The 25,831-nt window shown below is 35.4% G+C and carries 24 protein-coding genes and 1 riboswitch; of the genes, 6 read left to right on the top strand and 18 right to left on the bottom strand.

Annotated features, from left to right (window positions below; all coding sequences use genetic code 11):
* Positions 1-56: 56 nt before the first annotated feature.
* Together BLT22_RS01205 and BLT22_RS01200 are read right to left on the bottom strand one after the other, a co-directional pair.
* Complete coding sequence (locus BLT22_RS01205) at positions 57-1,739, bottom strand: methyl-accepting chemotaxis protein (RefSeq protein WP_091759763.1); 1,683 nt, start codon at positions 1,737-1,739, stop codon at positions 57-59.
* A 237-nt stretch (positions 1,740-1,976) separates the two neighbouring features.
* Positions 1,977-2,471: a GNAT family N-acetyltransferase gene (locus BLT22_RS01200; protein ID WP_091759761.1), complete on the bottom strand. Its 495-nt coding sequence runs from the start codon at positions 2,469-2,471 to the stop codon at positions 1,977-1,979.
* 483 nt (positions 2,472-2,954) lie between these two features.
* Between BLT22_RS01200 and BLT22_RS01195 the strand changes: the two genes are divergently transcribed.
* A complete protein-coding gene (locus BLT22_RS01195; protein ID WP_091759756.1) occupies positions 2,955-4,727 on the top strand; it encodes an oleate hydratase in 1,773 nt (590 codons plus the stop codon).
* Between the two features lie 231 nt (positions 4,728-4,958).
* On the opposite strand, the gene BLT22_RS01190 is transcribed toward BLT22_RS01195, so the two are convergent.
* Positions 4,959-6,449 (bottom strand): DUF5050 domain-containing protein, encoded by a 1,491-nt coding sequence (locus BLT22_RS01190; RefSeq protein WP_091759753.1) that lies wholly within the window; start codon positions 6,447-6,449, stop codon positions 4,959-4,961.
* Between the two features lie 232 nt (positions 6,450-6,681).
* A riboswitch (SAM riboswitch) is annotated at positions 6,682-6,784 on the top strand.
* Between the two features lie 76 nt (positions 6,785-6,860).
* Between BLT22_RS01190 and BLT22_RS01185 the strand changes: the two genes are divergently transcribed.
* Positions 6,861-7,082, top strand: coding sequence for a hypothetical protein (locus tag BLT22_RS01185; protein WP_087057400.1), 222 nt, complete (start codon positions 6,861-6,863; stop codon positions 7,080-7,082).
* Positions 7,083-7,271: 189 nt separating this feature from the next.
* Here BLT22_RS01185 and BLT22_RS01180 read toward each other — a convergent pair whose 3' ends face one another.
* Together BLT22_RS01180 and BLT22_RS01175 are read right to left on the bottom strand one after the other, a co-directional pair.
* Positions 7,272-7,505 carry a type II toxin-antitoxin system RelE family toxin gene (locus BLT22_RS01180; protein WP_307723861.1) on the bottom strand — a complete coding sequence of 78 codons (234 nt, stop codon included), beginning with the start codon at positions 7,503-7,505 and terminating at the stop codon, positions 7,272-7,274.
* Positions 7,506-7,844, bottom strand: a complete 339-nt coding sequence (locus BLT22_RS01175; RefSeq protein ID WP_218127222.1) for a hypothetical protein — start codon at positions 7,842-7,844, stop codon at positions 7,506-7,508. It abuts the gene before it with no gap.
* A 285-nt stretch (positions 7,845-8,129) separates the two neighbouring features.
* Here BLT22_RS01175 and BLT22_RS01170 point away from each other — a divergent pair, with 285 nt between their 5' ends.
* Together BLT22_RS01170 and BLT22_RS01165 are read left to right on the top strand one after the other, a co-directional pair.
* Complete coding sequence (locus BLT22_RS01170; RefSeq protein WP_091759750.1) at positions 8,130-8,675, top strand: cysteine hydrolase family protein; 546 nt, start codon at positions 8,130-8,132, stop codon at positions 8,673-8,675.
* Positions 8,676-9,085: 410 nt separating this feature from the next.
* Positions 9,086-11,002 carry a BCCT family transporter gene (locus BLT22_RS01165; RefSeq protein WP_091759747.1) on the top strand — a complete coding sequence of 639 codons (1,917 nt, stop codon included), beginning with the start codon at positions 9,086-9,088 and terminating at the stop codon, positions 11,000-11,002.
* A 507-nt stretch (positions 11,003-11,509) separates the two neighbouring features.
* Here the strand turns inward: BLT22_RS01165 and BLT22_RS01160 are convergent.
* The gene (locus tag BLT22_RS01160; protein WP_143020610.1) at positions 11,510-11,761 is read right to left on the bottom strand and encodes a hypothetical protein; all 252 of its coding nucleotides are present in this window, start codon (positions 11,759-11,761) and stop codon (positions 11,510-11,512) included.
* A complete protein-coding gene (locus BLT22_RS12275) occupies positions 11,707-11,874 on the bottom strand; it encodes a hypothetical protein (RefSeq protein WP_176935261.1) in 168 nt (55 codons plus the stop codon). Before BLT22_RS12275 ends, BLT22_RS01160 begins: the two co-directional genes overlap by 55 nt.
* A 388-nt stretch (positions 11,875-12,262) precedes the next feature.
* On the opposite strand from BLT22_RS12275, the gene BLT22_RS01155 reads away from it, so the two are divergent.
* A complete protein-coding gene (locus tag BLT22_RS01155; protein ID WP_091759742.1) occupies positions 12,263-13,213 on the top strand; it encodes a Gfo/Idh/MocA family protein in 951 nt (316 codons plus the stop codon).
* 273 nt (positions 13,214-13,486) lie between these two features.
* Here the strand turns inward: BLT22_RS01155 and BLT22_RS01150 are convergent, their stop codons facing one another.
* Positions 13,487-14,593 (bottom strand): iron-containing alcohol dehydrogenase family protein, encoded by a 1,107-nt coding sequence (locus BLT22_RS01150; protein ID WP_091759739.1) that lies wholly within the window; start codon positions 14,591-14,593, stop codon positions 13,487-13,489.
* A gap of 401 nt (positions 14,594-14,994) precedes the next feature.
* Between BLT22_RS01150 and BLT22_RS01145 the strand changes: the two genes are divergently transcribed.
* The gene (locus BLT22_RS01145) at positions 14,995-16,629 is read left to right on the top strand and encodes an alpha/beta hydrolase (protein WP_091759736.1); all 1,635 of its coding nucleotides are present in this window, start codon (positions 14,995-14,997) and stop codon (positions 16,627-16,629) included.
* 213 nt (positions 16,630-16,842) lie between these two features.
* Here the strand turns inward: BLT22_RS01145 and BLT22_RS01140 are convergent, their stop codons facing one another.
* The 10 genes from BLT22_RS01140 to BLT22_RS12270 form a co-directional block, all read right to left on the bottom strand.
* Positions 16,843-19,449, bottom strand: coding sequence for an ABC transporter permease (locus BLT22_RS01140; RefSeq protein ID WP_091759733.1), 2,607 nt, complete (start codon positions 19,447-19,449; stop codon positions 16,843-16,845).
* Positions 19,446-20,129, bottom strand: coding sequence for an ABC transporter ATP-binding protein (locus tag BLT22_RS01135; protein ID WP_091759730.1), 684 nt, complete (start codon positions 20,127-20,129; stop codon positions 19,446-19,448). Before BLT22_RS01135 ends, BLT22_RS01140 begins: the two co-directional genes overlap by 4 nt.
* A gap of 85 nt (positions 20,130-20,214) precedes the next feature.
* Positions 20,215-21,210, bottom strand: coding sequence for a sensor histidine kinase (locus BLT22_RS01130; RefSeq protein ID WP_091759728.1), 996 nt, complete (start codon positions 21,208-21,210; stop codon positions 20,215-20,217).
* A gap of 1 nt (position 21,211) precedes the next feature.
* Positions 21,212-21,889 (bottom strand): response regulator transcription factor, encoded by a 678-nt coding sequence (locus tag BLT22_RS01125; RefSeq protein WP_091759725.1) that lies wholly within the window; start codon positions 21,887-21,889, stop codon positions 21,212-21,214.
* A 194-nt stretch (positions 21,890-22,083) separates the two neighbouring features.
* Positions 22,084-22,848: a DUF975 family protein gene (locus BLT22_RS01120; RefSeq protein WP_091759722.1), complete on the bottom strand. Its 765-nt coding sequence runs from the start codon at positions 22,846-22,848 to the stop codon at positions 22,084-22,086.
* Between the two features lie 79 nt (positions 22,849-22,927).
* Positions 22,928-23,467 (bottom strand): YrvL family regulatory protein, encoded by a 540-nt coding sequence (locus BLT22_RS01115; RefSeq protein WP_220727608.1) that lies wholly within the window; start codon positions 23,465-23,467, stop codon positions 22,928-22,930.
* 198 nt (positions 23,468-23,665) lie between these two features.
* Complete coding sequence (locus tag BLT22_RS01110) at positions 23,666-24,070, bottom strand: hypothetical protein (protein WP_091759714.1); 405 nt, start codon at positions 24,068-24,070, stop codon at positions 23,666-23,668.
* A gap of 16 nt (positions 24,071-24,086) precedes the next feature.
* Positions 24,087-24,524 carry a LytTR family DNA-binding domain-containing protein gene (locus BLT22_RS01105; protein WP_091759709.1) on the bottom strand — a complete coding sequence of 146 codons (438 nt, stop codon included), beginning with the start codon at positions 24,522-24,524 and terminating at the stop codon, positions 24,087-24,089.
* Between the two features lie 534 nt (positions 24,525-25,058).
* Positions 25,059-25,274 (bottom strand): hypothetical protein, encoded by a 216-nt coding sequence (locus BLT22_RS01100; RefSeq protein WP_091759702.1) that lies wholly within the window; start codon positions 25,272-25,274, stop codon positions 25,059-25,061.
* A 358-nt stretch (positions 25,275-25,632) separates the two neighbouring features.
* Positions 25,633-25,831, bottom strand: a 199-nt coding sequence (locus BLT22_RS12270) for a hypothetical protein (protein ID WP_218127221.1), incomplete at its 5' end; no start/stop codon positions are given.

Genomic DNA, 25,831 nt, shown 5'->3' with positions numbered 1-25,831 from the left:
TAAGCAACAATTTTTTTGATGAATGTTTTACATAATAAGATCGTTCACTTTTAGAATTAGACTGTAAATCGTTCTACGATATGATTCAAGTCTTCCGCAAGTTTAGCTAGGGCTTCAGAACTAGCTGATACTTCCTGCATTGTGCTTGTTGTTTGTTGTGCAGATGCTGACGTTTGTTCTATACCAGCTGCTGACTCTTGAGAAAGACTGGCGATATCCTCTAAGCTTGAATTCATTTTAAAAGTCATAGCTTTATTATCTGTTAGTTTCTCAGAGATTTCTTTTATTGCTTGTCCCATTGAATTAATGGCAGAAGAAATTTTAGTGAAAGTTTCACCAGTTTCTTGAACTTTAGTTGTTCCTTTTTCTACTTCATCATATCCATCTTCCAGATCCAAAACTACTTTGGAAGTTTCCGTTTGAATATCATTTACGATACCTGTGATATCGACTACTGATACTGACACTTGCTCTGCTAATTGTCTAATTTCATCCGCTACTACCGCAAATCCTTTTCCTTGTTCTCCAACTCTGGCAGCTTCAATAGCAGCATTAAGAGCTAAAAGATTTGTTTGTTCAGCAATATTTTCAATTACACTAACTAATTTTGAAATTTTGGTAGATTTATCATCTAATTCTTTAACACCAATAACTGTTTTTTTAACGATCTGATCAATAGTCTGCATCTGACGTACTGAACTATCCATTTTTTCTTTTCCGTCTTCCGTAAGATCATGAACCTGATTTGATGTTTTCAAAACATGATCACTTTGTTTTGAAGAGTCTTCAATAGTACTAGTGAAATGATTCATAGTATCCGCTAAGTCACTTGAATAACCCGCCTGGTTTTCTGATCCAGTTGCCAGCTCTTGCATCGTTACAGCAATTTGTTCCGCTCCAGTTACAACTTCGTTTGTAGATTGAGTGAGCTCCTCACTTGAACTTAATACATGCATCGTTGCATTTGATACAGCCTCGATTAAAGTTTTTAATTCGTGCTGCATCTTTTTGGTGGTATTGACTAATACACCAATCTCATCTTTTCGTTTCGTTTCTTCAACTTCTTCAGTTAGATCTCCATGGGCAATTTTATCCAATTTAATCGAAATCTTTTTGAGTGGAGATCCAATTACTCTACCCATTAAGAATCCTATCGCAATAGCTATTAATGTAGCAATTAAGGCTACCACAAGGATTGCCCAGTTCGTTGTTTCAAACACACTTTGGCTGTTTTTGTAGTCAGTTACAGCTGCATTATCTACTGCCTCAACTAGTTGGGATAAATTTCCGCTTACTTCGTTAAATGACGCACTAGCTCCGCGTACATTCTCCAAAGTTTCTTCATATTGTTGATCAGAGAGTAATTCAATATTTTCTCTTACAGTTTCTGAATAAGTTGCCCAGTTTTCTTTCAATTGCAGAAAGACTTCTTCTTCAGTATCATTCATATTTCTATCTTCGTATTTTAGAAGTAGTTCATCTATACTATCTAAGTTCATTTGTGCTACCTGGCCATTCGCAGGTTCTTCATAAGCTACCCCTGATATCATTTGAACACGCGTATTTTCCATTTGCTGAGCCATTTCTGTTAATGTAATAGTTGGGTTAAGGCGATCGTTATACAGATCTTTAAGTTCACCATTAAGAGTGTTTAAACCAACATATGATACAACGCCTAACACAACAACAATTAGTGCTACCGTTAAATAAGAAATAATTAACTTTGTAGTAATTTTCATTTTTTTCCTCCTGCATACTATTTATCATAAAAAATGACTATCTTCCGTTAGGACAGCCTTACTATTATCGGATATGTACTCTATAAATTAATAGTGTTATTCTTTAAAACAGGAAATTTTTATCATTAATTTCCATATTAAAAGACTTCCCAATGATTTTATCAGGGAAGCCTTATCTTAATCTCATTTTAGGAATCAATATAGTTTTCATTCTAAGAGTATTTTTATCACATTTGTTCACATTTTTGTTTTCTTCTTACTAAAATTATTCATCACTATGAAGTTATATTTTCCACCGTTTGAATCTTGTGTTTTTTCGTTTACATATTCAAATCCAACCTGTTGATATAACTTTACAGCTCTCTGATTAAAGTCGGCTACCGATAACCATACCTTATGACAACCTAATGCTTGTTCTATGTACACTAAAATCAGTGTCATAAACTTTCTCCCTAATCCTTTCCCCGTTAGTTCCGGTTTTAATCCAAGACCTAATTCTATTTCGATAGTTTTTGATTCTACTGGGAAAACACAAAAGAAACCAATCAATTTTTGATTTTCCAAGACCGAGTAATAATGATTCCCTCGAGATTTCATATCCAGAATCTCTTCATAGTCTTCCACATCCGCTGTCATATCATAGAAATCATAAGGTGGTTCATACTTCCACTCGTCCGCAATCTCAACGGCTTCTCTTTGATTCATCAATCTGATTTCAATATTGTCATCCATTATTCCTTAAACTCCTTTCAAGTTTCCTTTAATCTAAATAGGTATTTTACTATTATTTCATTATAAATTTTAACACTTACAAAAATAAGTTCTATATTGTTTCCTTATTTTACATTTTAATAAGAGAGTATCAAAATTTTTCTTATTTATTTGATATTCAGAAATACTTAGTTATTATTCAACTAGCACTAGTTTGTAAACTATTATGCGTTTTAAGTATATCGATCTTTCCGTACTTTCAGTCCAAAGACAACTCTTCATTCAACTTCCATTCCAGAATAAAATTATTTAAACAGAATCTATTTCTATCTAATAATTTACACTACAAACATCTATCCTCACTCAATTAATATACCTAATTAATCTAATTTTTAAAAGAATTTCCCACGCAAAATCTACATAAATCTAATTATTCATTTCGTTTGAACAAAGTTCACAATAGGAATAGAATTAGTACATCAAATCATATAGGAGGATCATATAATGAGATACACAAGTGGAAACTATGAAGCATTCGCAAGAAGTCGGAAGCCTGAAGGCGTTGATGAAAAGAGCGCTTATATTGTGGGTGCTGGATTAGCCGGATTATCAGCTGCAGTTTTTTTGATACGAGATGGACATATGCGAGGTGAAAATATTCACATTTTCGAGGAGTTGTCTCTTTCAGGCGGTTCTTTGGATGGAACATTTATCCCTCATGATGGGTTTGTTACCCGTGGTGGTCGTGAAATGGAAAGTCATTTTGAGTGTTTATGGGATCTATTTCGCTCTATTCCTTCTCTTGAAGTAGAAGATGCTTCTGTCTTAGATGAGTTTTACTGGTTAGATCACGATGATCCAAACTCTTCTAATTGTCGTATTCTCCATAACCGGGGAGAGCGTGTCCCTGATGATGGACAGTTTACATTATCGGAAAAAGCACAAAAAGAATTAGTTGAATTATTCATGACTTCTGAAGATCAATTAATTGGTAAAAAAATTGAAGATGTCTTTAATGATGAATTTTTCGAATCAAATTTCTGGTTATATTGGTGTTCAATGTTTGCATTTGAAAAATGGCATTCCGCAATTGAAATGAGACGCTACGTAATGCGCTTTATTCACCATATTAAAGGGTTACCTGATTTTACTGCTTTAAAATTTACTCGTTTTAATCAATATGAATCTTTAGTTAAACCTTTACTAACATTCTTAAAAGATAAAGGTGTCGATTTCCAATATGAAACACAAATCAATAATATCCAAGTCGACATTGATACTGAAACCAAAGTTGCACGCAATATTTTGCTGACCAAAGATGAAGAAACACAAGAAATCCCTTTGACTGAAAATGATTTAGTTTTTGTTACAAATGGATCTATAACGGAAAGTTCTACCCAAGGAGACCATTATACACCGGCACCTATAACACATGAATTAGGCGGAAGCTGGAAACTTTGGAATAACTTAGCCAAACAATCCCCAGAATTCGGACACCCAGAAGTCTTTTATGAAAATCTTCCAGATGAAAGCTGGTTTGTTTCAGCAACCGTTACTTGGGAAAATTTTGATATTGAGCCCTATATTTCTCGTTTAACACGACGGAAATTGAGAACAGGTAATATTGTTACCGGCGGGATTATTACCATTAAAGATTCTAATTGGTTAATGAGCTTTGCAGTGCATCGTCAACCACATTTCAAGGGACAAAATGAACAGCAAACAATTATGTGGGTGTACGGCCTTTTATCAAATAAACCAGGAAATTATATAAAAAAACCAATCGAGCAATGTTCCGGTCAGGAGATTGTGCAAGAATTAATGTATCATTTGGGTATAGTAGAAGAAGACATTCAAACGCTATCTGAAAAATCTTGTAAAGTGATTCCTGTTTATATGCCTTTTATTACTTCGTATTTTATGCTGAGAGAACCAGGAGACCGACCTTTAGTGGTTCCAAACGGATCAAAAAACTTGGCTTTTATCGGGAATTTTTCAGAAACAGAACGCGATACTGTATTTACTACTGAATATTCTGTCAGAACAGCTATGGAAGCTGTTTACCAGTTACTAAATGTCGAACGTGGTGTTCCTGAAGTTTTTGCTTCTGCTTATGATATTCGCACACTTGCTGATGCGATCTACTACTTGTCAGATAAACAGAAGCTCACAGAAGCTGATCTTCCTTTTGTAAAAAGAAAATTGGTAGATGCTGCTATTAAAAAAACTCAGCATACGTATATAGAAGAGATTCTAAAAGAAGCAAACCTTATTTAACAGCTTCTTATCCATTGTTTCCCATTTGAAACAATTCTTTTTATGCAGAATGAGCATTTCGAAAAAAAAATTACTAAAGAGAAATCAAACAGACTTTATAATTTAGGGTATGAATGAAGAGATTCGTTCATACCTTTTTTACATACTTCAAAAGAGGTTTAGCTCAACAAAAAATAAATCCCCTGCCATCTAGCTTATTTCAATAGATCAAAAATAAACATCCTATTATAATTATTGGTCTGTTCCTAATTCATACCATTTTATATCCTCATATCCGTATTCTCCGGTGGCTCTGAATAACAAGTCTCCATTCACTTTTGCGATTTCTACTGTATCATTAACTTTGTATACAAGCTTTCTTTCTTTCCCTTCAAGATCCATCTGATAAACACCATTGTCTTCTTCTAGATACATAGAACTTCTTCTATATAAGGAATAGAAAATCCCTTGTTCCGTTATGGTAAAGTTGGAGATGTTGTGTTCGACAAGTACTTCTGGTTCAGATTCTAAAGTCGTTTTCACACGGTACAGTCCTTCGTTTTCCCCAATATAGTAATAATAATTCTCCCACTTCACTAGATCGTGCATTTCTTCATTCATAATCGTGCTATGATAATTTCCAGGAGTATCTCGGATAATGGTTTTCAAATCTCCCTCCTCTTCAGAACTACTAATGATCAACTGGTTATTATATACAGCCAGATCTGTAGTGAATTCCGCATGTACACTTTGAACATCATTTCCATTAAGATCCATTTTGTATAAGCTAAATTCATCCTCAGCATTAATAAAATAGATCCAGTTATCATAGATATGAAGTTGGGTTGCACCACCCATCATATAAAGTGTCTCACTTTGTTCATTCTCTATATTCAGTCTTTTAAGTGCAGCCTTATCTTCTATAAAATCCTGCTCTGTGTAATAAAGCCAGTCTCCAACCAGATTCAGTTCTTCTATCTCCCTATTTTTTTCGGCTGTTACAAGAGTCTGACTATCTCTAAGTTCTTTTTTTGCCTTCTTGATTTGATAACCATCTTCAACATAAAAAATATATCTATCGTCCGATGCTGCGAAGCTGTCATTATTAATATTTTCAACTGAGTTTCCTATCGTCTGATCATCCGGCATTTCAACTATGGTCTCTGCCTCCACAAAAATGTTGTGGTATAAACGCTTTATCTCCCACAACATGCCGCCATTAAGTATGGATGGGAAGAGAATTGTAAAAGCTACAGCTCCATAGGTGCTTTTATACCAGCCTTTTTCTTTTTTCTTGTCCTCCTCACCTGTACGCCCACCAAGATCAGTGATCAATTGATCAACATAGTAAAATGGACCTGCGAATTCAAGCCTATCTTGTTTATACTCTGCCGATATTTTACTGTTAAGTACGATACGATTTGGAAAATCAAACCTTGGTCTAACAATTATTTCATTATTATGTAAAACTAGAACTTCCCATCGGTTTTCATCTAAAGTTTTTTTGACACCTTTAAAAGCCGGCAGATAAATTCCTACTTTATGATACTGGTATCTTTTTATCACAGGAACTAAATAACTCGACAGAGCAATTAAGAATAGAATAAAAGATTTTTCAAACAGATTATACAACTCTATATTGAACGTAACTTCCAAAATAACATATAAGATAAAAAATATAGGTATCAAATATCCGATGGTGGCACGCAATCCGATATCGATCCAATCTCTAAATTTTTCCATTCATACTGTCTCCTTTTTTGATTCAGGTTGCCTATGTATTGAACTTTTTCTCAAACTTCAATTGCTGTATCATTCATTTGTATTCCTATTAATTACTTCTATCTTAGCAAAACCTGCCCCCATTAGAAGCCACTTTTTAGTAAATCATTAACAAATCCCTTTTTCTTAGAAGGTTACAGAATGATAGATAATAAAGCTAAGATATGTTAATATAATACTAAAAAAATAGAAAAGCTTATTAAGAGCAAGCGGAGGGAATTGGCCCGATGAGGCTTCAGCAACCAACCTTTTGGCACGGTGCTAAATCCAACAAGTGTAAACTTGGAAAATAAGACCATCATTCAGGCGCACACTTCTTAATTACTAAGTGACGTTTTTTTTATTGCAGAAAATAAAAGGAGAGGTTAAGTAATGGAAGTAGCAAATACTGAAATAAAGCACTATTTCGAGGAGCTGCAGCAGCTGTTATTAAAGCAGCAGGCACACTGGGAGCAAGTCGACCCGTATCCGCATGCAGTAGGGGTTCTGATGCGCGCCAATCGACTCGGCTGGTATGAAAAGATTTTGCCTGAGATTGAGAATGCTATCCATAAGCTAGAGGATATTGATTATAGAAAAGACTTTATCAATTAAAAGAATAAGGAGCAGCTATCTGACAGATAACTGCTCCTTATTCTTTTAAAAACTTATATATTTAACATCTTATAGAACAAATTAAACAAAGATTCTAAAAATTTTGGTCCTTTAAAATACTGAAGCATTCTAACTATAATCTTTTAGTCGCGGATTTATACACTTCTTTATCACTTCTCTTACCGATTGCTAGAATTTGAATAATCTCCAAACCTTTTTCGTCTCTCTGAAAACAACTCTTAAACCTGCTTTTTTATGTTTTAGCTTTCTACAACCTGCAAGCTCTCCTCTTAGAGCTTCACCAACCTGCATACCATATTTTTCAATTTTCAAAATCGATTTTCTTATTAAAATCTGTTGCGATCTGTCTAACTTTTTAAAATCCTGAATAGCCTCTTCAATAAACTCAACTTTATATACCATTTATTTCCACTCATCTTCTTCATCAGGATCAAACTGCATTTCCATTAATGTTTTCCCAAATACTTCTTCGACTGTATAGGTTTCAGGACTTTCTTGTGTATCGTATCGAGCTAACCGCTCAGCAACTTTAGTTTCCAATACCTTTTCTTCTAACTCTTCAATCAAATCTAATAGCCCTTCATACTGTTGTTTCGAAATCATAACGCCCGCAACATTATCCCGATTCAAAATATATACACCTTGTTTTAATTCTTCGGATTTCTTAAAAATATCCATAGGACTTTTTTTCACATCTGAAATAGAGCCCTTTGGTATATTCCTAATCATTTCAATAGCCATCATATCTCCTTTTTTTTAATTTTAATTCTATTATATCATTTTTAAAAGACTTTAAAAAGTGCTTTAAAATATTGAATTCTATAAAATGCTGACACTACTTATATATTGAACAGAATAACCAAAAAATCTCTAGTATGTATGATCAGAAAGTTCTTTATTATTGATGAGAGATAGCCCGATGACTCACTATAATGTAGGAAAGACTTGCTTTATCTTCAACTTTTGATACTCTAACTATAAATAAACTATTATATGAGTGGTTACCAGAAAGGATACTGATAGAATATGAAAGCATTGATTAACATTGATTATACAAATGATTTTGTTGCTGAAGACGGTACACTGACATGTGGGAAACCTGGGCAGGATATTCACGATAAGATTTTATCCTTAACAAAAGAATTCTATGAAGCTGGCGAATTTGTGGCTTTTACAATTGATAAGCACACTAAAAACGATCCTTACCATCCAGAAACCGAACTGTTCCCTCCTCATAATATAGAAGGAACAGATGGTCGTTTACTGTATGGCGAACTAGAATCTTATTATCAAGAAATTAAAAATGCAGATACGGTTTACTATGCTGACAAAAGACGATACAGTGCATTCAATGGAACAGATTTAGAAATGAAATTGAGGGAGCGAGCAATTACTGAGATTCATCTAGTAGGTGTCTGTACAGATATATGTGTATTGCACACAGCAGTGGATGCTTACAACAAAGGGTTCACAATCATCGTTCATCAAAAGGCTGTCGCAAGTTTTAATCAAGTCGGACACGAATGGGCTCTGGAACATTTTAAGAATTCACTTGGAGCAACTGTCGTTTAATTTACTACAGATAAAAAGTCTTCACGATTTTTTACAGAGAATCGTGAAGACTTTTTATTATACCCCTTGTAAGAAACAAGATGAATTCATATTATTTTTCTTATTTTTGTAATATTATTCCCGTTCACACAAGTCTTTCATACAATATAATAAAATATCTAGAAACCTAATAGCTAAATTTTTAGCGACTCAACTATCATCTATCTTATCTGCGAGGAAATGATTTATTTAGAAAATAAAACTATTCTTCTATGTTAAATGAAAGTAAGTTGTCAACATGGTAATATAGAAAAGATGGGCACCTAATGGCTTTACTTATATGTGAGGAGTAAGAGAAGTCCCCCTTAAGCATAACTATTTAATAAAGATTCCTCCTCTCCCACTGCAAATCAAGAAAGGAATGATATGAATTGGACAAAAAGAAAAAGCCTGACAGAAAGAAGAGATCGCCTCGTGAAGAAACGGAGTTCGATAGAAAACTTGAGTCGGAAAGACTATTAGCTAAAAAACTCCGAAAAGAAGAAGTAGAAGCTCGGAAAGAAGCAATCAAACAGAGAGAACGTTTTAAAGGACTTCAAATTAGACCGACTGTATCACTTTTTGATGAAGAAGGCCGCGAAGAAGTCGGAGAACGAAACTGGAAAGGCTATGGATTTGACATCCATCCTGAAGTGACCATTCCTTCTTCAATTATACTAGCTATTTTTATTTCGATAACACTTTTGTTCCCTCAACAAGCACAAGGATTTTTTAATAATACCCTTGATATTATTTCTAACACGACTGGTTGGTTTATGATTCTTTCTGCAAATGTTTTTATTATTGCCGCGCTTTACTTTGCTTTCAGTCGGTATGGCTCCATCGTCATAGGTGGTAAAAAAGCTAAACCAGAATTCTCTCGTTTTTCCTGGTATGCCATGTTATTGAGTGCCGGAATGGGTATTGGTCTATTATTCTGGAGTGTAGCGGAACCTATTACTCATTTAGGCACTCCCTCTCCTATGTTTAATGCGGTGGAACCTAATTCAGCTAGTGCTGCTCAAGCTGCTATGGCTTCAACTTTCTTCCACTGGGGCATTCATCCATGGGCAATCTATGCCATCGTAGGACTTGGGCTGGCATTCTTTTCTTATAATAAAGGATTACCTTTAACCATACGATCTCTATTTTATCCGCTGATTGGAAATAAAATCTACGGTTTTTGGGGAAATCTTATAGATATCCTATCTGTCCTAGCTACACTTATGGGACTGGCAACTTCACTCGGATTAGGAGTCGCACAAGTCAATGCTGGTTTAAATTATTTATTTGGTATCGGTATTAATCCAACCACACAAGTTATCTTGATCGCCGTTATAACTGGCTTTGCTACTATTTCAGTAGTTTTGGGTCTAGATGGTGGAGTCAAACGATTAAGTGAAATCAATATGATATTGGCTGGTGTTTTCCTAGTTTTCGTACTGGTAGCTGGGCCAACGGTTTATATTTTAAGTGGTTTCACTCAAAATCTAGGATATTACATGGCTAATTTCGTTGAAATGAGTCTTTGGACTGAGACCTTCCAAAATAGTAATTGGCAAGGTACCTGGACAGTCTTCTACTGGGCTTGGTGGATTTCCTGGTCACCATTTGTTGGTATGTTTATCGCACGTGTTTCAAAGGGACGTACGATAAAAGAGTTCATCGTAGGAGTTATTATTATTCCAACTACTGTCTCATTTCTCTGGATGAGCGTATTCGGTGGAACAGCTATCTTTCAAGAGATGAATGGTATTGGTGATCTGATGAGCGTCGTCAATATAGATGAATCACTCGCCTTATTCTCTCTTCTGGAAAATCTGCCCTTAACGGGAATTTTATCTTTTGTAGGGATTATACTGGTTACCGTATTTTTCGTTACTTCTTCAGATTCAGGTTCTTTAGTCGTTGATCATTTAACTTCTGGAGGAAAACTTGATTCCCCGGTGCCACAGCGAATTTTTTGGGCGGTCATGGAAGGTGTCGTAGCAGCAACTTTACTAGTTGGCGGAGGTCTGTCTGCTTTACAGACAGCTTCAGTTATTACCGGGTTGCCTTTCACACTCATTCTTTTGGCAATGATTTATTCTCTGTATTTAGGTTTGAGACAGGAATTTCTAATTGAACGTGCAGTTAAACAAAAGCTACAAAAAGTCACTGATCACCACATCATCAGTGAAGTGATTCAAACTAGAGTGCAGGATGAGGCCCTGGTAGAAGCCGTTGCCGAAAAACTGGTTGAAGAAGAAAGATCAAGATCAAAAGATTCATCCAGTACTGTTAGCAAGAAAGAAAAAGAAGATCATTAAATGGTAAAAACGTCAGAAGTCAGCATAATCACTGATTTCTGACGTTTTTCAGTATAACAATAATATTTATAGGTAAAAATTAATCCAGTTCACTCTTGTCGGCTTACTTTGTTCAAAAAGAGAAACTAATCCGTTCCCTCTATTCGACCTTATAAACATTCCTTTAAAATCGAAATACTAATATTTATAATAAGATTTGTAAACAGCATTATTTATATAGGAGGGGAATTGTTGAATAAATAGAAATTCAACCTTTATAGTATTATATTTGCCAGTATATTAGGATGGGGAATCGCAGCTATTCTTCTAATGTTCTTTGGTCATGATCTTAGTGATTTGTGGCCTAATATGATTATCGGTTTTATGGCTTATTGCCTTTCTCTTTCTATCGTATTGTATTTAACCAATAAAATTAAATAATCAATCTTTGTTTCTAATTATTTGATCTATCCTTATAAAAGACGACTCTGATAATCATCAAAGTCGTCTCCCTATTCTCGCTAATATTTATTTATCGAAATCAGAAAGGTTATCCTGTTTTTCATCTAACTTATCACTGAACCAGCGGTTGTTCAATACTTCAGAAATTAGTGCTTCTTTTTCTTCCTCACTGATCGTGGTATCTGCTTCAATAGCACTCAAGATATCTGTATAAGTATAATCGATTTGTCCTAGTTTTGCTTTTGCACTCGACTGGTCGGCATTCAAAAATAACGTTTCTTTATTTTCTTCTGTCCACTCTGTCCATTGTCTAACCAAGGTTCTGAATCTTTTGGTGTCTTCCAATGATTTTCTCCAGAAGTGTTCCCCGCACTCAGCACAAATCCTGCCAATGCGAAGCTTAAGCCCATCTTCATTGTTCTTTTGTACATCTATTTTCTCCTCCTTTAAATAAAAAACCTAAACTCATCCCGAGTAAGCCTCGAGATAAATCTAGGTTATGCCCCGTACGGGTAGCATTCCATTTCTATGTAACCTAAGTGTAACATAGGCATCTAACCAAAATCAACAGCGCTTACATTTTGTCTTGATAATCATTTATATAGGTGATTTAAAATCAATTTTTTTTTAGCTATTACTCTAATTCCCTACTTGAATTCTTTTTTACCATAATTGCGGCGAGATCTAATGCAGCATATCTTCTTAAATCCTTTATATACCATCGTAAAATTGTAAAATAAAAAATTTAAATTGCGCAAAAACTATCCGTGGTATACTTTTAGGTATTGAAAGCGTTAAAAGAGAGTAGGAGGAATTTATATGATCAAATGGGGTATAATGGGCGCCGGAAATATCGCCCATAGGTTCGCTGAAAGTTTGAGTAAAACTGAATCTGGAAGTCTATACGCTATTGCAAACCGAACTTTAGAAAAAGCAGAGGCTTTTCAGGAGAAATTTAGCTGTGAAAAAATATATGATAACTACAATCAGCTCATCAAAGACGAAAATGTTCAAATTATTTATTTGTCATTACCCCATAAATATCACTATGAGTGGGTTAAAGCAGCCTTATTAAATCACAAAAGCGTTCTTTGCGAGAAACCCGCGACAATGAATGCCCAACAAATGCAAGAAATCAAAACGATCGCTCAGCAACAAGGGGTTCTTTTCATGGAGGCAATGAAGAATAGATATGTTCCAGTATATGATCATATTAAAGAAGTCATTCAACAAGGAACAATTGGTGAATTAACATCTTTATCATCCTCGCTGTGTAAAGAGATTCCTATAGAGCATACTACTTACCATTATTTGCCAGAACAAGGCGGCTGTTTGCTAGACTTAGGGATATATAATATTGGATTCTTAGATGGGCTTATTCATGAACCTTTAACGGTAGAACAGGTTGATTATGAGAAAGGGTCTTATGCTATCGAAACTTATGTTAATGCTACTCTAAAAACAAACAATCTAACTGTTCAGATAGAGACTGCTTTTGATAGAAATAAGCCTGCTCTAGCAACGATTATTGGCGAATTAGGAACAATCACTGTTGAGAATTTTCATAGACCTACAAGCTATACTGTTCAGCTGGATGGTCAGTCCCCTCATCGTTATGAATCCCCCTTTGAAGGAGATGACTTTTCAAGTGAAATAAAAGAGGCAATGTTCTGTTTAGAAAACAATCGCATTGAAAGTCATAAGATGCCTTTGCAGAGTTCGCTGAATTGTGCTCAGGTCATAGAGGATATAAAGTCATTTATATCTTAAATTTATGCTGATACTCTTTTTCCCCTTGACGTTCTTAACATTCTTTTAAGTAAATCCATCAAAAAACAGGTTCCGCGCTACGTTAATAATTACTTGTTTCTATCTTTCTCTAGTTAGCCTAAGGAATTAAAAGAGCCCCAAACTATGCTTACAATTCTCATAGTTTGGGCCTCTTTACTTTTGTGTAATCTTGCCCTTGCTCAGCTGATAGACAGCACTGACAGCAATACTGCTTCCAGTATATTTTTATCCTTCTTTAAACTAACCACTGACTTATCCTGCCGATTTCACTTTTATATATGTCTCCAACGTATTCATAGCCTGACAGAGACCTTCTTGTGTTACAACATAGCCAGAACTAACGAGCGCATTATCGTGAACAATTTCATTTGCAAAATCTGCAACTTGCTGTTCAGTTAAATGACCCAGTTTTAAATCTACCAGTGATTTTGGTAAAACCAGTTCATCGTAAAACATCATCAGCTGATCAATTTCACTCCATTTACCTTCAAAAGCGAGCTGAACCATAACCCCATAAGCAACCTTTTCCCCATGCAGATAATCGTGCGATTCTGGAAAAATCGTGATTTTATCATGGACCGCATGGCCAATTGTCGTTCGAGCAAATTGATCTCCTAACCCACCAACTAGTCCGCTTATCGCAATAATGGTCTCAACTATTTGTATAAATGCTGGTGTCAGTAATTGTGACCTCAAATCTGAAACTGCCTGAACCCCAGATTGAACAATACTATCCCTACAATTCAGCGCCGCTGCTCGAGCCATCAACAAAAATGCATTAGCTTGGTGTTCTGGCTGAGATAAAATCATATCTGACTCGTACCATTTTGCTAACGTATCTGCAATTCCTGCAGTAAAATACTTAACAGGGGAACCCATAATTAGCTCTGGATCAATCAAAAGTATACTCACTTGTTCATTATGGATATCGAACCCCAGACAAACGTCTTCTTCGTTGTACATTACACTAAGTGGTGTCCATGGGGCGCAGTTACTGGCTAATGTTGGTATCAAAACAGATTGAATGCCTGTTACTTTTACTGCTGCATATTTGACTGTGTCACAAAGTTTCCCACCGCCAACCCCCATAATGACATCCGCACCTATCTCTTGAGCCAACAAAGCAATCCGATCGACTTCAGCATATGTACATTCCCCGTTAAATAAACTTAAAGTTGAAGAAGGGGTTCCATTTTCCAAAAAATTTGAAAGATAAGGTTGTGCGACTCGCCACGAAGCTTCTCCATGGATCAATAACACCTTTTTATATCCATGCGATATCAGCCTTTCATTTAACGTCGATAATACACCAATTTGACATTCATATTCCTGCGGTCCCGTTCTGACAATCAATGACATTTAAGCTTCCTCCCAGTTTTGCAAAAATTATGACATTCTCTTTATTTAAATGGTTTAATGGATTAGTTGTCCACCAATACTTCCAAGACTAATTAAAAAATCTTTCGTTCTAAAAATGACTAGATATCTTTTTAAGATAGTATTAAAGCTTATATTAACAGAGAAAAATGATTAATCAAATCGACCATGTTGAATAATCACTAGGTTAAACTTTTCCACTCTTAGTAATGGGTTGTTACAAGATATGACTTATTTCAAGATTTTTTACCCTCTTTTATAATTCAAAAAGAAAAAAGCGAATTACGTCAACATTGCAACTTATTATTTTATTGAATACAATAGACTAAGTAATAAATCTTTTAGATGATTTCAGCTTAATCATCAGACCGTGGAGTGAAATTATGAAACTTTTTTTTAAGTCCCTATTTGTTTTGAATATCATTTTATTTTTACTTAGTATTGCTTATCTGCTCTTTCCCTTTAATCCTATCTTTTTGAATAGTTATGGATTCTTGTTGATTATTACGTTGACTGGTAATATTCTTGCCAGCATAATCGGAAGCCGTTTTAAAAAGTTAGATATGACTTATCTTATATTGTCCAGCTTGGGAATGGTAGCTGTGATGTTATCGAACACCATTGCTTCTCTATCTCCTACAAATGAATCATCCAGAAGTTTGTTCTCAATTGTTATTCTTTTTCTGATGATGATTTTAGGCGCTGTAATCACTCGTGCGCCGTTTCAACATACCACTAGATCCGCTGATAGACTCTCTTTTTCACGCTATCAATCTCAAAATAAAGCAAAAGAAGTTGCTAAACTTGTTCTGACAATTATACTAGGATTATTTTTACTAGGCGGCGCTTTTTTAGCCTTCTCCATGGTTACAGGTATAGATATAGGCTTATTACAAGTTCTTATTTCTCAGTATAGCTTATTTTATGGATTTATTTTTCTAAGTGTTGCAGGCATTTTATTGAAAATTTCTAGGCTCAAATTGCGATCCATATACGGACTTCTGGTTTTATTTTGCGGCTTATCTCTATTTGCTGTTTTCAGTTTACCTTTAGTGACGCTTCCATCACTATTCAATGAATCAGAAACTGACTATACTAAAGCATTCGGTCAAGAATGGCATACGATTGGAGAAAACAATCCTCAATTTATGAGTAGTCCAGTTTCAATTCCGGCTTATTTCTTTGGTATTCCCTCAACAGATTATAACGTCACTGAAGATGTCTTATTTTACGAAGGAACAGAGGGGGTCGATGCAGGATTGGAACTAAGATTCGATGCCTATACGCCTCCGACAGACGCAAAACAGCTACCAGGAAAAGGATCTACCTTAATTAGAATTCATGGGGGCGGATGGAATACAGGTGATAAAGGCGCTGAAAACTTTGCACAGATAAATAAGTATTTTGCTGCGCAGGGATACATCGTTTTTGATCTACAATACGGTTTGAACGACCAAGATCAATTTGTTAAATTCTCTACTGTTCCTGATGAAGTTTCTGGTAATTTTTCAATCGATGATATGGTACGTCATTTAGGGATTTTCACAACGTATCTGGCAGATCATCATGAAGAATATGCTGCGAATATAGACTCAGTATTCATTTCAGGCGGTTCGGCGGGAGGACATCTGGCGAATGCAGTGGCCCTAGGGTTGTCTAGTGGCGAGTATACTAAACTATTAGACGAGAGGCTGACTGTGAATGGGATCATTCCGATTTATCCCGCAAACGGTCTAGCTGGATATCAGGACATTACCGGAGAAGAAGAATTAGTTGATCCTGCCTTACTTGTAGAGAAAGATAGTCCACCTGCTTTAGTCTATCAAGGTCAACATGACACAATCGTTGATCCACTAGTAGCGGAGAACTTTAAAGACGCTTATACAGAGAATGACAACTCAGAAATTGCGATCATCCGTATGCCTTACGGGGAACATGCTAGTGATTTGTACTTTCCGGGATTCTATAGTCAAACTTTTATTTATTATATGGAAAGGTTTATGTATCAATATAGGTAAACGGGGAATTCCTGAATAGACAAAATGAACTATTTATATCACCGGAATTAACCATCGGAGAATAAGCGAGTGTTGAATTCAATAAGACAGTTATTATTTAATTTTACAAGTACAAAGAACCTGAAGATTTCACATGACACATGTCACGTAAAGTCTTCAGGTTTCGTAAAGATGAAATGGTCGTCCTTTGATTATCTATTTTCTATTACTCGATTAAATATTCTCTTCTTTCAACCCATCTATGATAGTGTCTTTTTTAATTTTATGGCTTGAATAGATCATGGAGAGTCCAACGATTACAAATACACTGATTATTGCTATGACCATAGCGACCCATGGAATTTCAAATGCAAATTGGAATCTAGTTCTCCATACCCGGTAAATAATATAAATCATCAAGAAGCTGAGCGGCAATCCATACGCAAGTGCTTTTAATCCATAGAATATACTTTCCAGTTGAATCATCTTTGTAAAACTTTTCGGCGTCATCCCCATTGATCTTAACATTGCAAATTCTCTTTTTCTGAGCGAGATACTCGTAGAGATCGTGTTAAAGATCGTAGCGATACAGATCAGCGTAATCAGAATCACAAAGGCATTTGAGAAAACATAACCTAAGAGAATAATTTGTTCTCCTCTTTGTTTTGCTCTTTGTCTATTGTATATAGAAAAACTCGTGTCTCCTGAATCTTTTTGGATATCTTCTAATTTATTTTCGAGTAATTGCGCCTGATCACTTTGATAATAAACAGCTCGTTCGACTAAATCACCTTCCACTTGTTCATTGTCTATTAAAGCGTTGAAGACGTCTTCTGAAACGAATACGTTCAACATTCCCAACGAGACAGTGTTTGAAATACCTATTGGTGAGGTATCCGCCAAAGCAGCAATTTTTAAAGCAGGTAGGTTGAAGTTGCTATCCGTATCAAGGTCGTAAAATTCAGGTACTATTTCATCGTTTACTTCTGCGTTCAGTGCTTTTGTTTCAACTATATTTTCTTCTCCATCTTCTGTTAAATATTGTATGGTTTGCTGAACAATCATCAACGTGTCTTCTGTATTCGTCATCGACTCGTATGCCACATCGTTAGCCGCTGCGTAGCTTTTCATCGTTTTGTTATCCAGTCCATAAATCGTTAGGCCGTATGGATATTTTCCATCTTCCAGCTGTCCATAGCCAACGAGTTCTTCAGCGATTTTGTCCTCCTCAATCCATGAAGTACCCGAAATCCAGCTGACTGCTGCTACTTGATCAATCTCATCCAATCCTGTCAGTTTAGAATACAGTTCTGGACTTATTGGATCCTTTCCTCTCTGCTCTAAAGTAGCCACAATGTCGTAGTTAACACCTTGTTCCAATAATTCGTTGGACTTTGTCAGGCTCGTTGCAAAATAAGAGATGGTTAAAAATAATATGACACTGATACTTAAAGAAAAAATAATTGCCCGGTAACCAGATCGATTTCTTCTAATATTCTTTGAAGCAAGCTCCCCTTCTATGCCAGCTATTTTGCGTATTAGTTTTGGTGTACGAACCGCTTTATTTGATAGTTTAATCATCCGCGTCTGACGAATCGCTTCAATGGCCGTCGTTTCAGATGCTTTTTTTGCCGGTATATAAGTCGAAAGAAACAGTGTACCGATAGAAATCAATAAAGCAATCAAGATCGTCCATGGAGAAAAGACCACATGTAAACTTTCGGTGGTGTCAATCGCCTGTTTAATCAATGAATTGAATATCAAAAATGTCAATGCAATTCCTGCATAACCGACTGCTATTCCAACGGGGATACTAACAGCACCTATCAAAACGCCTTCGATAAAGACTACGTTTCGTTTTTGACGTTTCGTTGCGCCGATACTAGATAACATTCCTAGCTGTCTGGACCGCTCTGAAACAGAGATGGCAAAGGCGTTATAAATCAACGAGACGGATCCAATCACAATAATAACAATGACGATGGCTGATAAAGTGATCAGCATGTTTCGTGTTCGGTCCTGAGAGAGAATACCATAATATCTCAATAAATTACCATGCGAACCAACTGCCCCGATACCATGGGTTTCTGCAAAACCTTCAATATAGTCTGGAGATGACTGATCCAGATGATCCATGACAATGTAAGCATCTGTTTCTTGATTACCCGTTATCATACTTTCATCTTTGTAGGATAAGAATACATAACCTGGATTCCAGCTATTCTCAAAAAAGGGGGTCTCCATTGTTCCTACAATTGTATAAGCGACTGATTTCTCAATCTTCAACTCTTCCGTAACACCTTCATAGTTTACATATGCATCCTCTTGCGTCAGTGTTCTAGAAGAATCATCTGATGGTACTCTCTGACCCAATTCGAGTTCAATTGTATCTCCGATTTTATACGAGAAAGCATCTTGATTGCTGATAGAATCAGACATCAGTAATTCATTCGACTGTTCAGGTAATCTTCCTTCTTTTAAATGAATCGGAAAAGTCTCAAAAGCTGCTTTATTATAATTTCTCACCAGAAAATAAGGACGGTCAGGATTTGTACTTCCTTCAAACACCGCGTATCCTTCGTCCTGACTAATCAAAATTTCTTTTTGGTTCTGATCTTGTTCGATTGCCTCCAGTTGTGCAGCATTGACGTTTGAATAAGAAAAATGCCATTCTCCTTCATTAGCGATGACTTGACGTTGTAAAAGATTTACAAAAGACAAACCCAATGTAATTACACCTGTGATCATGGCAACAGAGATGACAACTCCGATTACCGTGATCAAGGAGCGTTTCTTGTTCAACCATAGCTGCTTGAATGCTAATTTTTGAACGATTGTCATGAGCGTATCCTCTCATCTCTGATAATACGTCCATCTTCTATCGCTATAATCCGGTCCGCCATTAAAGCAATCTCTTCGTCATGTGTGATCATTACTAGTGTTTGACTGAATGTCTTATTGAAATGTTTGAGTAAAGAAATAATTTCTTCACTATTTTTGCTATCCAGATTTCCCGTAGGCTCATCCGCCAACATAATGGCTGGATTACTGACAAGCGCACGGCCAATAGAGACGCGCTGTTGCTGACCACCAGATAATTGATTAGGTAGATGGGTGCGCCTTTTTTCCAACTTAAGCGCCTTTATAATTCGCTCAAACTGTTCCTGATCAATCTTATGACCATCCAGCAACAAAGGGAGGGAGATATTTTCTTCTACGTTTAAAACAGGAATCAGATTATAAAACTGATAAATCAGTCCAATCTGTCTTCTTCTGAAGATGGCCAACTGCGTTTCATCCAATTCATAGATATCCGTATCTTCTACCCAGACTTTCCCACTAGTCGGCTGGTCTACTCCACCAAGCATATGCATCAAAGTAGACTTACCCGAACCTGACGCTCCAACAATCGCCACAAATTCTCCTTTATCTATCGCGAACGATACGTCATCCAGTGCTTTTACAGTTGTTTCACCACTTCCATATTCCTTTGACAGATGTTCAACCTTTACGATTTCCATATCTTTGCCCTCCTCTTGTTCTATGACCTTAGTTTACCCACCTAACATGACTCGTCAGTGACTCGATTATGACAGTTTAGTCACTTTAGCTTTTATAAAATCTTATAATGAATTGCGTTCCTTCGCCAAGCTCACTCTTCACATCCAGTGATCCTTGCTGGTTTTCGATTATTGTATGCGCCATTGCTAGTCCGATTCCTATACTATTTTCTGATGCATTCTTACCTCTATAGAACCGCTTGAACACATTTGGAAGTTCTTCTCTTGAAATGCCTTCCCCCGTATCTTCAATTATAATTTCTGTGTAAAGGGGATTCTCTTGGTAGTAGATACTGATGCGACCTTCTGCTGGAGTATGTTCGATACAGTTCTTTATGATATTGATTAGCGCTTCACTGGTCCACTGCTGGTCTCCCTTGAAAGTTACAGTATTTTCACCTGTGATTAGGAGGTTCTGATTGTTCAATTCGATGGGAATACGCAGCGGTTCGAGCGACTGGATGACCAAGTCCTCTACGACTACAGTTTCTTTTTTAAAAATGGCAGTCCCTGCATCAATCTTGGATAACTTTAGCAAAGACATTAATAGCCAGTCCATTCTTTCTAGCTGTTTTTCGATATTACTAGTAAACTCTATCCGTTTTTCTTCAGTGAGATTCTGCTGACTCAAGAGATCGATCATAACGAGCATCGAGGTCAAGGGTGTTTTCAGTTGATGCGAAATATCTGACAAGGCATCTGCCAAACGCTTTTTGTCTTTACTTAAATAGTCGCTTTGTTTGGACAGCATCAAAGTTACTTTGTAGATCTCATTTTTCAAGATACTCAGTTCACCTTCCTGATTATCTCTTATATCGAGAGAATATTGACCATTACTGATCGTTCTCAAGTAGCCTGACAAGGATTCGATTTCCTTGTAACGCTGACGATCAAAATAGAGACTGATTCCGATCAAACTGCTCATACTAAATAGCGCTATAACACCTGCAAGCAGGTTGATCCAAGTAATCACTAAGATGCCAATCAAACCAGCGCCCACCATAATAAGTAGCATCCGCTTAACTCCTTTATTTCTGAACATATCAGTCTCCTAACTTATAGCCGAGTCCTCTGATCGTTTTGATGATCTGTGGTTTTTGAGGTTCTTCTTCCAATTTATCCCGAAGTCTTTTAATATAGACCGTTAGCGTATTATCGTTTACAAAATCTCCGGCAACGTCCCAGATGCCTTCCAGCAACTGTGCACGAGACAAAACTTGGCCTTCATTTTGGATAAACGTTAATAATAGTCTGTATTCTAGTGCCGTCAGTGCAACTTCTTGATCGTTTTTGTAAACTTTTGCTTCTTGCTTGTTCACTCTGATTTGACCAATCTTATACCTCTTTAAATCTTCCTGCGGTTTCTGATAACGTCTTAAGACCGAATGGATTCTGGAGATCAGTTCCCTTAGTCTGAAAGGTTTCGTGATATAATCATCTGCTCCCATATCCAGTCCCATCACCACATTCACCTCTTCTTCCAGTGCAGTCAAAAAAATAACAGGACAGTTGCCTTTTTCTCTAATCTGTCTGCATAGTTCATATCCTGTACCATCCGGTAAGGTAATATCCAACAAACACAAATCAAAGTCAGTTGTTTCAATTGCTCTTCTTCCAGAAGCAACATTTTGACAGAGTACGGTGCTAAATCCTTCTCCCTGAAGAGAATATTCCAAACCTGTAGCGATCGTAGTATCATCTTCAACGATTAATATTTGCATAAGTCACCTCTTAGTCTGTAAGTTTTATATATATAGTTTATGCGTCACTCTCACTCATTATACAAATTGCCTACTCAATGGACAATCCATATCATATAAATGATCAATAAGAAAAAACACCCCCTCATTTCATTCAGCAGACTAGCTGGTGTTTTGAGGAGGTGCCTTATAAAGCTGGATATTTTTCTAAAAATTTAAAAATGCGGAAAATTCAATTCTCCGTCTCTTTTTTCCTTTAAGGTTTCATAAAAAATAGCTACAGCGATATTACATCGTGTTATATTTCGGAGATAGAATACAAAAGAAGCAATCAAAAGAACAATTCCCAAAAGAAAGAATCCAAAAAAGGAAGAACCAGCAGAAGTTTCTGCTCCATATCCGCCTAGTAGGGATATGAATCGAAAAAGAAATGCCCCTAAAGATATTGCTCCGGCTACTCCTAGTAAAAAAGGAACGATATAGTAGGTGATATATAGAATAAATAACTCCAATTTATTTCCATTCATCATTTCACGGCTTCGGGTAATCGCTTCTTTAGCGTTTACTGAATGATCATCTTTTAGTATATAAGGGAGCATAGAGTAAGAGAGCGCCTTAATAATGCCTGGAACAATTAATAATAATGTCCATAGAAAAATGTATAACTGACTAAGCAGTGCTGCGGGGAAATATCTTAGGACGTGATAAGGTGACCATTTCTCTTCTTTAGATATCCAGTCTTCATCTCTAATCACTTTTAACCCGCCTATTGCAATGAAAAAAGCAATCATTGAACTAATCAAACCATTAATGATTATAACTATACTTTGCATAAAATCTGTTTGGGGAAATAGTGCTATAACGATAAGGGAAAACACATAGGTCATAATCCACTGAAATACAATTAAGCCATATGTAATAGAATTATTTTTTACTACTTCGTTAGCCTTTATCTTTATTGTCTTTCTATCAATAATCAACCACTCCTAATTTATTAATAATACTCTAGTTTGATTATAACAAATTAAGTCATCTTGTGTTTCATATTTTCATCAAAATTTAGCATTCATCTTCATGATGTATTTTCTCAACGATACTTTTTATCTTAGAAAGTGACATCTCAGGATACTCCTGTTTAACTACTCTTACGGTTTCAAATACAGAAGAATTTGAAAGTAATCTATTTATTTTTCTTATCAGTTCTTTGTCTAAATCTTCTAAAGAAGTATCCCCACCTTTCTCATCTGGAAAAAGCATTTTAAAGACAAGAGGAATAACCGGGAAAAATATTCTCGTTGATAAAGGAACAAAAACGCCATCCATTAGCCTATCTAATAGACTAACTACCAGGAAAATCGTAGTATAATTCACAGCAACTGTTAAAATATCTTGGTGTATTTTGTTTATCTTATCCAACTCATACAATATCTGCGGAATTTGGTTGATAGAATAGTCTAGTATGAACTCGCCGATCAAAATTGTAGTGACAAAAATTATCAGTTGCCAAATATTCCTAACCTCTATACCTAAAAAGCTAATACTCCATCCATATAGGCAAGCTGGTATTACGAATAAAAACAGTATCATTATCCCTATCACTAAAAATATACCCAATAGATTTAATAGCTTCTCTTTCGTAATGTTCACCTTCTATTTTAAATAGTATAGTCCATTTTCGCTAAATAAGTTAGATTGATTTTTTGCAATAAAGTTGACTTTTCTCTGCCTATTCATTCTGCTCACTAATATATCTATTATCTCAACCTATTAACTATTATTTCAAGTTAGTCATACCTTCTATTCAGATAACCTTTCATTTATCGCAATTGCCAATTGTTCAAATTCATATTTTCTTTTTTTCGCACTTAAGGTATAAATTCCTAAAGCTATAAATAAGTTAATCAGCATTCCTTTTAAACTTAAATCCATCATCCCAAACAAACTTCCCATAAATATAATAAAAGTAAATTGGCTTATAAAATTCACCACATGGAAAAGCATTTCCGATGGGAAGTTTAGATACGTAAGGAGATGCGTTATCAGACCAAGAGCCAGAATCAAAAAAGCGATTAAGATAATCGTGTATTGCGCTCCGCCTAGCTCAGAAGCATTAAAAACTGCAAAAAGCGCATTAATTAAAATGACTATCGAGAAAACAAACGTCATGGTATTTATATTATTAGAAAAAAATTGTTTAATCATAACTACATTCTCCTTTTTATATATTCAAATATTGTTTTACTTCTTTCACATAGTGTCGGTTAATAATCAATTTTTCCTTATTTTTAAGATTTGCTTCTAAGCGATAATGTTTGATTGGTTGCACACTTTTTAAGTAATCCATATTTAGAAGCGTACTTTTACTAATTCTTACAAAAGATGTATTGTTTAATCTGTTTTCCAAAGCATACAACTTCTCTTTACTTTCAAATACTTCTGATTCGGCATAAAGAAAAGAAGTGTTGTCTACACTTTCTATGTAATAAATATCAAAACTTTCAACCTTATATTCACTACTATCCATCTTTCCTTCTAACTGCACCTTATTGGTTTCCACCATATCTACAATTCTTTGGATTCTACGTTCGAAACGATTATAGGTAATATCAATTAATGATTCCTCCAATTGTTTGTCTTCAACTAGTTTAAGCTTCATGAAATCCTCCTTCCTTTGCTATAAATCAAGTTTACCTAGCTGGTGAGTTCATTTCAATCGAATTTGGCTGACCTGCATTAATATGTATTTGAGTTGCATAGATAGACAAATAAAAAGAGTCTACTATAGAACTTACCTATAGAGACTCTCGTTAAAATTTTGGTATCTATACTTACTAGCTATGTACCATCTATATACAAATAAAAAAGTCATCCTCGACAAACATCTGCAGACTACTCTTTTGATGACTAAAAATGTCTATATTACTCAATTATTAATAAAAATAGAAAAAAACTGTAAAACACCAAAGGATTCTTGTACAGCTTGAATTGATAGAAAGGCTACATTACTATTGATTAAAAGACAGTTAACAACATCATAAGTCTTTATCGATTTTTCAATTTATACTGTTCCTAATGCTCATCTCCATGCTTTCCAACAGCTTTCATTCACTTTTATAATTTCTATTATGTTATAAACCAGAGTACTACACATCTCCTATTAGTAAAAGATTTAGTTTATGTTACTTTTGGATTATCTAAAAAAATCTAATAGATCCATATCGAATCTCATTGAATAATAATTTAAACCAAAAAATAAAAAGATAATTACTATAATAATTAGAAATAAAAGAGCAAACCCACCTGTACATGAGAACCCTTTCCCACTATATAACTCATCTATTTCTTCATCACTTAACTCAATTTTACGAAATTTCTCATCTTTGTTCCTATTTTTCTTAATAAACATAGTTATCTCCTCCTTCTAAAATAAGTCAACTGTCATCGTTTAGTTGATTCTATTATAGATTTCATAATACCATTCTGTTGAAAATAAATATACGGAGCTAATTTCCGTTTAAAAACACCTACATTTTCAAATATAATTAACTAAACATAGACTAATTCAATAAAATAGTTGCCCCTTTTCCAAAGTAATATGATATACTTCATTCGTATAAAAAAAAAGACCAAAATAGAGCAAGTGTGTGTCAAGTTGTTGTAGGAAATCTCTAGAATCACTTTTTCCTGTTATTGTTTTTCGCTGTTTACTGAGGGATATGGGCTCTTTGAGCCTTTCTCCCTCAGTAAACAGCCTTAAACTCTCTTTATTTTAGTGCTTTAGCCAACTGTCCCAGAGCGTGAGAAGACGCACAGTACTTTCCAATACCGCCTTCAATCACACCGATTGATTTTTTAGTTTTATATTTCTTTAGTAATGTACGGATTATCCCTTTGAATTCAGGGATAATTTCCTGTTTAAAAGCAGGAATCGTTTCAGTTAGCGCTTGTAAAAACAAACCATTC

It is taken from the genome of Marinilactibacillus psychrotolerans (assembly GCF_900101525.1).
Taxonomy (GTDB): domain Bacteria; phylum Bacillota; class Bacilli; order Lactobacillales; family Carnobacteriaceae_A; genus Marinilactibacillus; species Marinilactibacillus psychrotolerans.
This window is presented reverse-complemented; position numbering and strand designations above follow the sequence as displayed.